Source organism: Arenibacter troitsensis, assembly GCF_900177645.1.
Classification (GTDB): Bacteria; Bacteroidota; Bacteroidia; order Flavobacteriales; family Flavobacteriaceae; genus Arenibacter; species Arenibacter troitsensis.
In genome coordinates this window covers 216,060-230,162 of the sequence record NZ_FXAO01000003.1, presented here as the reverse complement: position 1 = coordinate 230,162, position 14,103 = coordinate 216,060, and the positions used below count along the sequence as shown (strand labels likewise).

Here is a 14,103-nt window from a genome sequence, read left to right as displayed (position 1 = left end):
AAATTACAATTATGTAAGTAAATTCTTACTGTGAATTTATCACAGTATTATCGTGAACCATTTCTTGCTTATTTAATTATTATTGGAAGCCCTTACTCCTCAAAAACAGTATTTGAATAATGAATTTGTGCCTTGTCTTCAATACTTTCCAAAATATTGAACTGCCTTTTCTCCAATAATCTGTCCCTTTTTTCCTTGGAATAGGTAAATGCCACCTTTTGCGGATTACTTTTTCTTTCACCTCTGTTAGACATTACGTACCCCATTCCGTTACTACCGGTCAGTAAAATTGAAAAGTCATCTTCTACACTATTGATGTCGGTTCCAAGGTTAACGGAAGTCCCCACTTTCCTTTGATCAACCTGAACCATGTAGACGTCCAGTCCACCGAATCCCTTTCTACCTTCCGAAGCAAAGACCAAGGAAGAGCCTCCTATTATTTTAGGATAAAGATCATTGTCGTCCGTGTTCACTTTTTGACCTAAATTTTTGGCTGTACTAAAAGAACCGTCGTTTTGAAGGTCTGCTACGTAGATATCATATTTTCCAAAAGTACCTGGCATATTGGAGGCAAAGAACAATCTACTTCCATCAGGTGAAATGGTAGGGTGGATAGCCGAATAATGCTTTGGTGCCAAGGCAACTTCTTCTATGTTCTGCCATTTCCCCTTTATTCTATTGGCCTTGAATATTCTGTGTACCAATACCTTTTTTGAAAAGACGCCATATAATGGTTTTGTATATACGGCCTTGCTAAAATAAGCAGTACGGCCATCTGCGGTAATCGCAATTGGTGCGTTATAGGCAAATTTATATTTTTCCTTATCCTCAATATCCGAAGCCACCTCATTTTCCAGGCCTAGATCTTCCAATGTCATTTCCTTGGATACCACAGGTTCATTGGGCTGTTGAAAGTTGAAATCCCTGTATTTACTTGCTTTAGCCGGGTGAGTCTTATTTTCAACGGGGGTTTTATTGATTTGATAGTCCCCTTTAATTTGTGCTAGCCAATCCTTATTACCTGGAGTACTTTCTGCTCCTGTAGATCTAATTTTTTTTAGAGCGAAAAGATAGCGTTCATAATAACTTGCCTTTGTTGAAGAACTGGCTTTTACGTCAATTAATTTATTGTACCAAAATATGGCCTCCTCGTAATTTTCGACCAAAAAGTTGGCATTGCCAAGATCCTCGAATATTTCATTTTCACTATAACCTAGTGTAAGAAGTTGCTGATACTTTTCGGCTCTTTTATTGTTTACGTGAGCATCGGACTTACTATTGTCGGAAAACTTGGATTCCTGGGCGGACAAAGAACAGAAGAATAACGTAATAATGCAGCCAAGTATCCCTTTAGTGCTATTGGGTAGGTTCATATTATTAGATATTGGGGTGTTAAACTAGGCAAAGGTCTATTATTTTGTAGGAATAATTATTAGCAAAATTTCATAGGTTTTTGTTTTTTCTGAAATCTTTCTAAACTCAATTTGATTTGGGGGAGTAGGTGGGAGGTAAAATCCTCTTAAGGATATAAAACAAAATTGGCCCCATTTAATCGGGGCCATCCATAAAAATTATGTGCCAATTGCTTGTGCATCTATCTACCACAAACCTTTACAATTTTATCAACTATAACCGAATTACCCCTTCCTTTAGGGAATAGAGAATTGCCAAAACATCTTTTTTTTCTTTATCCCCATAATTATTAACATCCATCGCTTCCAAAATATCATCTACAACTGCCATAAACTCTTGTTCTGAAATATTCATTCCCTTATGGGTCGTAACCATATCCCTTCCTTTATATTCCTGCGGCCCACCTGCACCGGCGCAAAAAAAGTGGATTGTATGTTGCTTTATAAGCCTTAATTGGTCCGGTTGATCCCTATAAGGTACAAACCGCGGACTAATGGTTGGATTGCCCATGTGCAGATCCACCACGTCGTCCACTAACTTTGTAATCCCTTTTATTTCGCCTAATCTGTTATAAAGTGTCCTTGCCATAATGTTAATTTTTAATGTTTTAAGTATTATCCTCAAGTTTAGGCTCTTTTCAGAAAAGGCAATGGGTCAATTCATTCAAAAAAGTAGATTTTTAGTGCATTTTTTACTAAAGGGACTTATTTTACTATGGTCATGTAGAAAAAGGCATATGGTAGGTAATGAAATAGGTCCATAAGGGTAACTCCACTAGAACCTTTCATACAAATTCTTCTTCCTACAAGTAATTTCCAAATATTAAGATGTGGCCACGCCTAAAGTATAAAGCTGTTCCAAAGTGGGAGATTCACTACCGCCTGCTGGTTCCAATGTAATTCCGAAGGCCTCAGACTCGTTGGGATTGGTTAAAGCAAACACCTTATTTTCATCATTGACAAAGTCCTCCAAAAGCCCCATACTGGTTGGCGTCAACGGATTTAATTTTAGGGACCACACTTGGTAAACGAATCCATCAGGAGGGTCGGGCAGGCCTTGAGCATCAATAAACACCTTCTTTTCTTCCTTGTTCCAATAAGCCTTTGCGTAGGAGGTAGGGGAGACGGTCTGTCCACCAAGTGCCACTACCGTAACATTCTTATCACGAATGGTATTCAATAATTCCTCGGTTTTTTTCAAAGAATTTTGGGAATCGGCTATCTGTTGTTCCATGGTATTATTTTCCCTAGATACCACTTCAAGATCCAATTTCAATTGATCGTTTTGTTGATAAAGCCAGATTAAACCTCCCATAAACAACAAGGATGCGGCCCAGCCTAAATAAGCGGTCCAACTTACCTTGTTACTAATTGGTTCGGTTTTGGCGGTACCTATCTTGGCCATTCTGTTCTGCATATCACCAAATCCTTTTGTCCCAGGGGAAACGGATTTTGACAACGACAGAATGGATGCTTCAATTTCCTCTATTTCCTTCTTTATCTCAGGATACTTTTCCGCATTGAGATACACTTCCAAATTTTCCAGTTCGGATAGGGTACCGGCAACATAAAGTTCCAATATACCTGATGCTATGTATTCCTTTGTATCCATATTACAATGCCATGTTGGTCCTTATTTGGGTAATACAGCTTCTATTTCTTGTTTTCACTGTTCCCAATGGAATGTCCAATTCTTTCGATACTTCTTTCTGTGTTAGTCCTTTAAAATAAAGCAACTCTATAATCTCGATACATTTGTCCTTTAAATTTACCAATAGTTTTTTTAAGCCAACAACATCTTCCTTACCTTCTTCACTATCGGTCATACTTTCCAAAATACCTACGAAGTAATCAGCGGAAAGGTTCTTTTTACTGTTTTTATAAGACTTGCTGCGTATTTCATCAATGGCTGCATTCCTAGCAATATTTAGTATCCAAGTAAAGAAACGCCCCTTAGAGGCATTATAGCTCTCAGCATTGTTCCAAGCTTTCATAAAAACGTCTTGACATATCTCTTCGGAAACATTGGTATCCTTAACAATGGTATTGATTACCCCACAAATATTTTCGGAATACATATTGTACAGCTTTTGAAAAGCATCAGCATCCTTTTTTTGAAATTGTGCTACAATTATTTCTAATTCCATTCAAGAATTTTTTTAAAGATAAAAAAAAGCTGCCCAAAAAGGCAGCTTAATGATTTTCCAAATTAATTTTTATTCAATAATTCCGGCGCAACTTATCCTTCCCCCTGCATCACCCGTGGGTTGGGTTACAAAATCATCTTTACCTTGATGTACTATCACGGCTTTTCCTATTAAGTTTTTGGTCTCGTCCCCACATCCCAAACACCATTCGTCCGTAGAAAAAGCAACAGTTGCGTTACCCTGCTCGTCTGCTGTAAAATTTCCAATATCTCCCCTGTGATAACCTTCTTGGGAACCCCATTTACCATGGGGGGCAAAGGTTGGATTCCAATGTCCTCCGGTAGATTTCCCATCGGCCGAAGAACAGTCCGCTTTTTCATGAATATGAATTGCGTGCTCTCCTGGTGTTAGTCCGGACAAGCCAACATTCATACTTACGGTTCCATTTTCCTCAGTAAAGCTTACCTCTCCTTTAACATTACTGTCACTTTTGGGTTCCAGTGAAAACTTAAGGGTTTTCACCTCCACTTCCTCCATTACTTCTTCGGCCATTGCCTCTACATTTTCCATAGTATCCTTGGTTTCCTTTTTTGCTTCCTTGCAACTATAGGTGCCGAGGAATAGTAATACCATTGACAATATTTGAATATTTCTCATCTTTCATTTTTTTTAGGTTCCCATAAAATTACCACTTTTGTAAAAGGATGTCAAGCCTAGAAGGGAAACGCGTTATTTTATAACTGAATTGAGTTAAAAATTGGTCTAAGTAAGCTACCTCGGGGCAAGCCCTCGAGGCATTCGCAGGAAACGAACTTTAAAATTCGAGACAAGCCTCGGGGTATTATACCCTTTGGCGGTGCCAATAAATAAAAACTCCCCATATTTGAACTAAATAAATACGGGGAGTTTATTAAGCCTTTTTATTCCAAGGAAAGGGATTTGGGAAAATGCACCCTCCTTAAAATTTAAGGTTTATTTTTTTTGCAACAAAACATCGGCATGAACGGCAACCTCGCTCCACGTCTTACTTACACCGTCCTTACCAGTATGCAATGCTTCACAGGCTTTATTTATGGATGCCACCGCATTTAAGGCGTCCCAATTCTCCAAATTCATTACACCGCTAAAGGAATGGCCTTCATCTCCGGACATTTCATGTTCTAGGGGAATATTGGCAGTTTTTCCGTTAAGGGTAACATCTATGCTACATTTATCATCGCCAGCAACTTTAAATACTCCTGAAATAAGTTCTGTATTATCCATAACACCAAAAAAGAATTCCAAAATCTTGGGATCCCTGGTACCTGTAGCATCATTTGTAAACAGGCTGCTTACGGGAATACTAAAAGTGGTACCATTTAGGGCTTCCATAGCGGTACTGCCTTCCGTGGTATTTGTAATATTAATTTTGGTAAACTTACCGCCAACCGGTAATTTTTCGGTAGTCTTATAAGCCGTAAAACTTACTTTGGTTGAATCTTTTACCAGACTAAATTTTTCAGTAGAGGCGGCCTCCAGTTCAACGGCCGCACCATCTTGTTCTTTTTTGGCATCCTTACAGCTTATCCCTGTAATCAAGAGTAAACTTAAGCATGCAAAAGCGATTTTTTTCATGTTGTTTTATTTGAAATTATAGGCATAAAGTTAAGCATAAAAAATGTTGTCGAACCATTCTTTAAATTGAATTAATCATATTTTAATAAGACCAGGTCATCATAATGACCCTTATTGGTAATATTAATTGCGCAATAGGGTAGTCACTATATTTATTTCACTTTTTAAGGTCCTGTGAACCGGGCATTTATCCGCAATCTCCATTATTCTGGCAATTTGTTTATCGTCAAGGTCACCAGTAAGTTTTATGGCTCTCTGAAATGTATCTATTTTTGACTCGCTCGAATCACAATTCTGACAATCGTCCGCATGTAATTTTTGATAGGAGGTATGCACTTCCACATTTTCCAAAGGCCATTTCTTTCTTTTGACATACATCTGAACGGTCATAACAGTGCAGGCAGACAGGCCGGCGGATACCAATTCATAAGGGGAAGGTCCAAAATTATTGCCTCCATATGAAACAGGCTCATCAGCCGTTATATAATGGCTCCCGACCTTCATTTGAGTGGTAAATCCATCGGCACTATCCAAACTGGCCACCACTTCTTTTTCAGTTTCCAACGCTATGGCACTGGGCATCTCCAAGTACCTTTGAGACCATTTTGCAATAATTTCCCCGGTATAGGTGGCGTCTTTCGGATTCCCAAGCAAATGATCGGCCCCGTCCAAGGAAACAAAACTTTTTGGATGGTGAACGGCAATATAAATGTCCTCTGCATTTTTTATTTCAACTACTTTGTCCTGGGGAGAGTGAAGGATCAAAATAGACTTTCTATTATTCTTTAGAGTTTCCGGGTAGGATTGTGATTTTAAATCCTCCAAAAACTGTTTCTTTATGGTAAAGTTTCTTCCTCCAATATTTACTTCCGCATTTCCTTGATCCTTAATGGTTTCGATATCATTTTTAAAAATATGTTCTACATGTAAAGGATTCGATGGTGCACCTATGGTTGCAATGGCCCTTATAGAGGATATTTTTTGCGCGGCAAAAATGGCCGCGGCCCCACCTAAGGAATGGCCTATAATCAATGTTGGTGACGAATAATGTGCTTCCAAATATTTGGCAGCTTCCAATAAATCCTCCACATTTCCAGAAAAATTGGAATCTGAGAATTCACCCTCACTTTCTCCAAGACCCGTGAAATCGAATCGTAAAACCCCAAAGCCTTCAGCAGTTAGGGCCCTACTAATATTCCTAATGGCGGTAAAGTTTTTATTACAGGTAAAACAATGGGCAAATAGTACAAAATTATGTGGATGTTGGTTGGCCGGAAGGGACAAACGCCCTACCAAAGTTTCTCCGTCCACATTTTTAAAACTTACTTTTTGATGGTTCATACTACTATTTTTTCTTCAATACACCCCTTAAGTCGGGATTATAGGTAACACCTATCTGAAGTCGGTCATAATGTGCCTCTGAAAAATGATTTTTTAAATAGCCCGCCTGTACACTCAAATTATTGGTCACATTAATTCCGAGGGCAGCGTAAAGGCGGTTTTGACCAAAGGCATCATCTTGAAGATTTATAAAGATTTCGTCATAGAAATTAAGGAAAAATGTATTGGTCAAGGGAAGGGTCATCTGCAAACGATACCGCATCCTATGTTGTACATCGTTACGATCCCCAAAGTCCAAAAAACGTTGTTCCAAGGTATATCTGTGTTCAAAGTTAAATTCCCACACCTTATTTTTAAGAAAAAATCGCTCAAAAATACGATGCTCTATAGAGTTCGTTTCATCCGGGAATTCCTCGAAACTACCGTCCGTAACAATATATCCATATCCAAATGTGGTCCATGCATTGGCATCAATATGATAGTTTAACCCGGTTCTCAAAAGCAATTGGTTGAAATTTTTGGCCTGTTCATAATAGCGAAGCTGGGCTTCTGTGTGGATACTTAGTTTGTTGCTAATCTTATTGGTACCGAAATACATATGCCAAGATCCCAATTTGTTTTCGCCATTTTCCTGTGCTTTCATTGTAAAGGTTGAAATAAGGATAAGTAAGCCTAAAATTTTCTTCATAATGTTAACGCGTTTCTTTTTTGTGTTTATATCTATTATTTAAGTTTCGTTTTAAGCGATTTTATACCGCCCAAGTCCCAAAAATACAGTTTCTACAGAAATGACCTTTTTTTTGGGGGATATCCAATCAAAAGCTTTCTATTTCGTCATGATTCAAGACTTGAAGCAAACATCCAAAATCATGAATACATTTTCAAAATCCAAATAGTGATATTTATGGAATTAGTGGAAATTAATTGTTCTTGGCATTAGTGGCTATTTGCTCCAACTTCTCCGCTATAGATTCCTGGGACAACCATTTTCCGCGCACCATGACACCAGAAATATCTTTCAAGGCCGAAATATCCAATAAGGGATTAGCATTTAAGAGTACCATATCTGCATCCAGACCTTCCTTTATGCTTCCAAAGGTATCCTCCATGCCAAAGAAAATGGCCGGGTTAATGGTACCCGATTGCAAAATCTCCAAAGGAGTGAGTCCGGCCTCCAACATCCCGGCAACCTCATGATGAATGGAAAAGCCAGGCACGTTGAACAATTGTGGAGCATCCGATCCCAATAACATCCCGTGACCATTCTCCTGTAATTTTCGGATCAAATGTCTTCTTATGGCTGTAAACTTATTCCATTGCTCTTCGTTAAAACCGTTTTCAGGTTTTGTGGATTCATCCTTTCTTCTCTTCCAATCCTTCAAGGTGGAAACGGGCATATATTTCATTTCCGGTTGCTTCAACAATTCGTCGGAACTTACCGGGGCAAACCACCTCTCAAATAAACTTTGAGTGGGTACAATCCATACCTGGTTCTTTTTGGTCAGCGCCACCAATTCATCAATTTTGGTAGTATCGGCCAGTGGGGTAAAAGAGTATCCAAAAAAACCATTGGCAGTAGGATCAACACCTTCAGATTCCGGTACAAGTCCTTCCAAATAGCCATCTACATGGTCTATGGAAGCATATTTACTTTCCAAGGCGTGACGAATACCTACCATTACCGGTACATGGCCGGAAAAGGGAATGTTAAGCTTATTGGCGGTTTCCACCATTTGATCAAAAACTTCCAACTGCATCCCTGGGTGTATTTTAAGAAAGTCGTATCCTTCATTCTTATAAGCGGTAACTTTCTGCACAGCTTCTTCCTTGGTGGTTACGGAATTGCCATTAAATGAAGGACTGGAAGTAAAAATACGAGGGCTTAAAATCTCGCCCTTTAAAGCTTTTTCCCTTAAAACCAGATGGGTTGGATGACCCAACATTCCCCTAATAGTGGTAATCCCATTGGAAAGGTATAGGTACAAAGTTTCCTCAATGCGGGTGTCGCTGGTGGGGGGCTGGGGGATGTGCGCATGCATTTCTGCCAGTCCTGGAATAATATATTTATCCTTAGCTTCAATTTTATTTGGGTATTCCTCAGCGTTTTCGACCGACTCGACTATTTTTTTAATTTTCCCAGAGTCGATTACTACCTGTCTATTTTTTAGGATATTACCATTACTAACATCAACAATATTGACATCTGTTATCAATATGGCTGTGGGACTAATGCTTTTCTTTTTTGGCGAACAGGAAAGAAAAGTTACAATACAAATGAGTAAACTAATTTTTTTCATGTTGATATAGGTTTTAAGTTAATACACTATGCCTGTATTGGTGACAGGGGGGATTAACCAATATGGACAATCTGAATTGTCCTGAACTATTTATTCAACTAACTTGAAAAAAATGGATCTACCTGTTTCGAACGTAAATTAATTTAAACCGTCCCTTCACATTTTCGCGTTGGTCTATTTCAAAGTTTTTAATGGACTTAATCAATGGCGTTAATTTCTGAAAACCATAGTTACGTGAATCAAAATTGGGCTGCTTCTTCTGCAGTAGGCTACCCACATCTCCCAAGAAGGCCCATCCATCCTCATCGGCAAGGTCTGAAATAGTAGAGGCTATTAGTTTAATTTCCTTTTGGGTAATCTTGTCCACATTGTCCTTCTTGTCCCGCTTGCTATCTGCAGTTTCCGAAGAACTTTCCTCTGATTGGTTTTTCAGAATTTCAATGTAAATAAATTTATCACAAGCTACAATAAACGGGTTGGGGGTTTTCTTTTCCCCAATGCCAATCACATTCATACCGGCCTCCCTTAACCTTGTAGCCAAACGGGTGAAATCGCTATCACTGGAAACTATACAAAAACCACTAACCTTATTGGAATACAGGATATCCATGGCATCTATTATCATCGCAGAGTCGGTTGCATTTTTACCGGTGGTATAAGCGTATTGTTGTATTGGGGTTATGGCGTTTTCCAATAACAAATTCTTCCATTTGGATAGTTTGGGATTGGTCCAGTCCCCATATATCCTTTTTATGGTAGGGTTGCCGTATTTGGCAATTTCCTCCATCATCTCCTTTACATATGCCGAGGGAATATTGTCACCGTCTATTAGTACTGCTAGATTTATGTCCATTTTAAATAATTATTGGATTTAGAATTTTACGAAGCTAACCATTTATTGATCGCGGCTCTTTTTATTTTCTTTGCAAAGCGATATAATTTCTCCAATTCGCCTCTGCCTCGTTTCTTCCCGTTTGGCTTGGTAAAGCCAATAAAGATAGCTTTTTCTGTAACTGGCTGCAATACCCTGAAAGTTAATATAGGCTAATGGCTCCGCATCGAATGCAATTTGCAAATCCTCAGGGATAACACCCTTTTCAACATCGTCCATGGCATTCCAGGAACCATTTATTTTTGCCTCCTTAATTTTAGCCAGTCCGCTTGGATGCATTTCCCCTTTAGCTTTGAGTTCTCTTATATAGGCTTTGTTTAATTTACTCCAAACACTTTTTGGTTTTCTGGGGCAAAAATATTGTCGTCTTTTCCCCTCCCCAAGACTTTTAACCGTACTGTCTATCCATCCAAAGCACAGGGCCACCTTTACAGCTTCTTCCCAACGCATACTATCATTTTCGTGGGCCACTTTATAAAAAATAAGATGTACCCCAGTACTTTGGGCGTGATTGGCCTCTAACCAAGCGCGCCATTCGACAACCGATTTAAAATAAAACTGTTCTTTTGCTTTCAAGAATTAAATTGTTTTATACTCCACATAAAAGTTTTTATCCACATTAACCGATTTTATATCCTTTTCAAATGATTTAGATTTCCAATCAGAGGTAGGATACACCCATTCTACAGTACCATTTATACTTAGTTTTAAAGGCATATCAAAACCATCGACAATATTGGTATATCTAAATCGTATTTGATTGCCGTTCACCTGATATTCCAGCATAGGTATTTTAGAGGTACGCAAATATTGGTCAAAAAATTGAGAAAGGTCTATACCAGAAGTGTTGCCAATATATTCTTCTATCTGTTTAGTAGTTACGGTCTGATGGTAAAACTCCCTATTGAGACCCCTTAAAATAGTCCGCCATTTTTCATCATCATTCACCAATTGCCTTATGGTATGCAGCATATTGGCACCCTTGTAATACATGTCCCCAGAACCACTTTGATTAACGTTATAGGTTCCTATGATAGGTTTGTCGTTTTGAATATTGCCCCTGGTACCAATAACATAATCCGAAGCAGCTTGCTTGCCAAAGTGGTAATCCAAGTATAAATTTTCCGAATAAGCGGTAAACCCTTCATGTACCCACATGTCGGCCATATCCTTATAAGTTATATTGTTGGCAAACCATTCATGACCCGATTCGTGGATAAGGATAAAATCGAATTTTAATCCCCATCCTGTTTTTGAAAGGTCCCTGCCCAAATAACCATTCTTGAACTGATTTCCGTAGGTGACAGAACTTTGATGCTCCATCCCGAGATATGGCACTTCTACCAGTTTATAACCGTCTTCGTAAAATGGGTAGGGACCAAACCAATGTTCCAGGGCTTCCATCATCATCGGAGCCTGCTTAAACTGTTCCCTGGCCTTTTCCTCGTTACCCCGTAATACATAATAGTCCATCGTCAGTTTTCCCTTTTCCCCTTTATAGGTTTCACCAAAATGCACATAATCGCCAATATTTATATTAACTCCATAATTGTTGATAGGATTGGACACATACCAATGATAGGTGTTACTATCCTTATTTTCCACTACTTTTAGAAGCCTACCATTGGAAACATCCATCAAATCTTTTGGGGTTGTAATGTTTATGGCCATGCTATCTACCTCGTCGTACATATGGTCCTTATTTGGCCACCATACGCTGGCGCCCAAACCTTGACAGGAAGTAGCTACAAAATGTTTTCCCTTGTCATCCCTTTTCCATGAGAAACCTCCATCCCATGGGGCCCTGACGGCTTCTTTTGGATGGCCGGAGTAATACACTTTTATTTCATTTACGTCCCCTTTACGTTGAGGCTTGTTAAGGGTAACAAAATGGGCATTCCCATTTGAATCCCATTTTAATTCTTTTCCTTCCTGGGTGATCTTTTCAATAATTAAGGGAGGTTGAAGGTCTACTTGCAGCCGCTGTTGTTCCTCCAATACCGTATAACGAATTATATTACTACCCGAAATATATTTTTCATCTGGTTTCACTTCAACACTTAAATTATAGAAATTAAGGTCCCACCAAGAACGCTCAGGAGTAATACTGCCTCTAAGGGAATCCTGTTCCGTGTAATTTTGTTGTTGCGCAAAGGACAAAAGTCCAATGGACAACAAAAATGTAGATGTAATTTTTTTCATTTCAAAAGAGTTATTAATTTTTTCCATGACTTCTCGCAAGCCATTGTATTGGGGCCATAAGCTTCTTCGGCACCTCTGCTCATAAATGCATGTCCTGCACCTTCATAAATATCAAACGAATAATGATTACCATACTCTTTCATTGCCTTTTCAGTGTCGGGTATCGTTCCATTTACCCTATCGTCGGCTGCACCGTAAAAACCATATATCGGGGATTTAATATTTCTTAATGAGGTTACATCTTTTGGAGCGGTACCGTAGTACACCATTACACTTTCCAGATTTGGGTTTTGAGCCGCATAATTGAAACTTTGTGTTCCTCCCCAACCAAATCCCACCACGGAAATTTTACCATTGGTGGTTGGGTCGTTCATTATATATTGAAAGACCAAATCCAAATCTTTGGTAACTTGCTCCTGGTCCAAGGCGTATATAGCTTCCCTAACTTTATCGCCATTTTCAAAATCGGTGGTTCTTTCAAGTCCCTCAACACTATTGGATATCAGATCCGGGGCTATTACTACAAAACCCTGATTAGCCACCATCTCCGAAAAGTCCTTTATCCATTGGTTTAACCCCAAATTTTCGTGAACTATTATCACCGCCTTACTCGGTTCTCCACTTTCAGGATGTACCACCAAAGCCTTTAGTACGCTTCCGTTATCCCTTTTGAAATCTACCCATTCCCCATGTTTGGGAGTTTCGGCAAGTTGTTGTGGCCCCTGGGCCTGCATAATCCCGCTAAAGCCCAACACCAGGACAAATAATTGCAAATTTAATTTCATAAAATTTAGTTCTAACCGTCCTAATATTACCTTAAAATGGCATTGGGGAACACCACCACACTTTCAAAACCGTCCTTTCCCACAGCAGACACCCCGAAGAAAAAATTGTCCAATATCACGCCTTCCAAGGTAAATTCCGAAACATCACCAACATACCTACTATGGTCCCAAGTAGGGGAGGTGGTATCCCTCCAATAGATCTTATATCCCATAGCACCGGGAACCTTGCTCCATTGAAGTTTTGCCGAGGGTTCTACAATACCTCCAATACTTACCTCTTTGGGAGCAGGTGGAGCCCAAGCCAACGAAGCGAGATTAATAGCGTTCACCGAAGTTAGTTTTTTGGCATAGTCAAAATTTACATGTTCCAAAACATCCCCATAGGCAATTCCATCTTCTACACGAATATCCTGATGCTGTTGGGTGTAATTTTCATGTGCCTCCATTATTCTAATTCCTGCATAACCCGCATCATTAAAAGGACGGTGGTGGCCACCACGTCCAAACCTATCCAATCTATAGATCATCATAGGGTTCATTTCCGGCATATAGGTTTTCACGTTTTTATAAACGTATCTAGCCAATTGTCTGGAAATGCCATCCACTTCCCCTCCATAAAATCTTCGCATATTTCTTTCCCTTTCGGTCTCGGTCGGTGGCACAGGTTCAGAAAAAATCCTAAAATCGATGTTGCTAATAATTCCGTCACCCCCCTTTATATTACCTATCATATCATTATTGAATATTCCAATAATGTCCCATCGGTTTTCCTTGGCGTATTTTGCCAGACCCTGCCCCCCAAAAAGACCCTGTTCCTCTCCCGAAAGCCCAAGGTATATGATACTGTTCTCAAATTTATATTTGGACAGCACCCTTGCAGCCTCTATGGTTCCTGCCATACCACTGGCATTATCATTGGCACCGGGAGAATCTGAGGTGTAATTATTGGCATCGCTGACACGTGAATCAATATCCCCGCTCATAATGATATAGCGATCAGGATATTTGGTACCCCTTTGAATTGCCAATACATTAACTACATAGACATCCTTGGGTATCCGATGGCTTTCTTCCTTTTTAACCAGATCCCTTTGATAACTAACCTCAAGGCAATTGTTACAGTCATTGGAGATTCTATCGAATTCACTTTTAATCCATCGTCTTGCTGCCCCTATACCCCTTGTATTGGAAATAGTATCACTCAAGGTATGACGTGTACCAAAGTTTACCAAAGTGGTGACATCTTTTTTGATTCTTTCGGCCGAAACCTCATTTATAATATCATAAATACGCTGGTCTGTCTGTCCCATTAGGCCAAAGGAAAATAGAAATATACAGGCAAAAGCAAATTTGTGCATTGGTCTTGATTTTTAACTTGGTAAGTTACGTCTATCCGTAAAATTAGCTTCTTAA

Annotated in this window: 14 protein-coding genes; all 14 read right to left on the bottom strand. The window is 39.3% G+C overall.

All coding sequences use genetic code 11. The annotated features are described in order from the left end of the window. Window positions 1–92 precede the first annotated feature (92 nt). The 14 genes from B9Y87_RS08135 to B9Y87_RS08070 all read right to left on the bottom strand — a co-directional run bounded on the left by B9Y87_RS08135 (window position 93) and on the right by B9Y87_RS08070 (window position 14,048). Window positions 93–1,373 (bottom strand): TolB family protein, encoded by a 1,281-nt coding sequence (locus B9Y87_RS08135; RefSeq protein ID WP_085497946.1) that lies wholly within the window; start codon window positions 1,371–1,373, stop codon window positions 93–95. Window positions 1,374–1,626: 253 nt separating this feature from the next. Then, window positions 1,627–2,001, bottom strand: coding sequence for a group I truncated hemoglobin (locus tag B9Y87_RS08130; protein WP_085497945.1), 375 nt, complete (start codon window positions 1,999–2,001; stop codon window positions 1,627–1,629). 234 nt (window positions 2,002–2,235) lie between these two features. Further along, complete coding sequence (locus B9Y87_RS08125; protein WP_085497943.1) at window positions 2,236–3,024, bottom strand: anti-sigma factor; 789 nt, start codon at window positions 3,022–3,024, stop codon at window positions 2,236–2,238. Between the two features lies 1 nt (window position 3,025). Beyond that, window positions 3,026–3,559, bottom strand: a complete 534-nt coding sequence (locus tag B9Y87_RS08120; protein WP_085497941.1) for an RNA polymerase sigma factor — start codon at window positions 3,557–3,559, stop codon at window positions 3,026–3,028. A 69-nt stretch (window positions 3,560–3,628) separates the two neighbouring features. Further along, complete coding sequence (locus B9Y87_RS08115) at window positions 3,629–4,216, bottom strand: superoxide dismutase family protein (protein ID WP_085497939.1); 588 nt, start codon at window positions 4,214–4,216, stop codon at window positions 3,629–3,631. 315 nt (window positions 4,217–4,531) lie between these two features. Continuing rightward, window positions 4,532–5,173, bottom strand: a complete 642-nt coding sequence (locus B9Y87_RS08110; protein ID WP_085497937.1) for a hypothetical protein — start codon at window positions 5,171–5,173, stop codon at window positions 4,532–4,534. A gap of 123 nt (window positions 5,174–5,296) precedes the next feature. Continuing rightward, window positions 5,297–6,514, bottom strand: coding sequence for a bifunctional alpha/beta hydrolase/OsmC family protein (locus tag B9Y87_RS08105; RefSeq protein WP_085497935.1), 1,218 nt, complete (start codon window positions 6,512–6,514; stop codon window positions 5,297–5,299). A gap of 4 nt (window positions 6,515–6,518) precedes the next feature. After that, on the bottom strand, window positions 6,519–7,202 hold the full coding sequence (locus tag B9Y87_RS08100; RefSeq protein WP_085497933.1) for a DUF2490 domain-containing protein: 684 nt from the start codon (window positions 7,200–7,202) through the stop codon (window positions 6,519–6,521). 232 nt (window positions 7,203–7,434) lie between these two features. Then, entirely contained in the window at window positions 7,435–8,811 is a 1,377-nt protein-coding gene (locus B9Y87_RS08095) for an amidohydrolase family protein (protein ID WP_085497931.1), read from the bottom strand. 118 nt (window positions 8,812–8,929) lie between these two features. After that, window positions 8,930–9,664 carry an NYN domain-containing protein gene (locus tag B9Y87_RS08090; RefSeq protein WP_072861304.1) on the bottom strand — a complete coding sequence of 245 codons (735 nt, stop codon included), beginning with the start codon at window positions 9,662–9,664 and terminating at the stop codon, window positions 8,930–8,932. A 42-nt stretch (window positions 9,665–9,706) separates the two neighbouring features. Next, window positions 9,707–10,279 (bottom strand): YdeI/OmpD-associated family protein, encoded by a 573-nt coding sequence (locus B9Y87_RS08085; protein WP_085497929.1) that lies wholly within the window; start codon window positions 10,277–10,279, stop codon window positions 9,707–9,709. A gap of 3 nt (window positions 10,280–10,282) precedes the next feature. Further along, on the bottom strand, window positions 10,283–11,905 hold the full coding sequence (locus B9Y87_RS08080) for a M1 family metallopeptidase (RefSeq protein WP_085497928.1): 1,623 nt from the start codon (window positions 11,903–11,905) through the stop codon (window positions 10,283–10,285). Continuing rightward, window positions 11,902–12,690, bottom strand: a complete 789-nt coding sequence (locus B9Y87_RS08075; RefSeq protein WP_245808679.1) for a dienelactone hydrolase family protein — start codon at window positions 12,688–12,690, stop codon at window positions 11,902–11,904. Before B9Y87_RS08075 ends, B9Y87_RS08080 begins: the two co-directional genes overlap by 4 nt. A 26-nt stretch (window positions 12,691–12,716) precedes the next feature. Continuing rightward, window positions 12,717–14,048, bottom strand: coding sequence for a M28 family peptidase (locus B9Y87_RS08070; protein ID WP_085497926.1), 1,332 nt, complete (start codon window positions 14,046–14,048; stop codon window positions 12,717–12,719). Window positions 14,049–14,103: the final 55 nt, after the last annotated feature.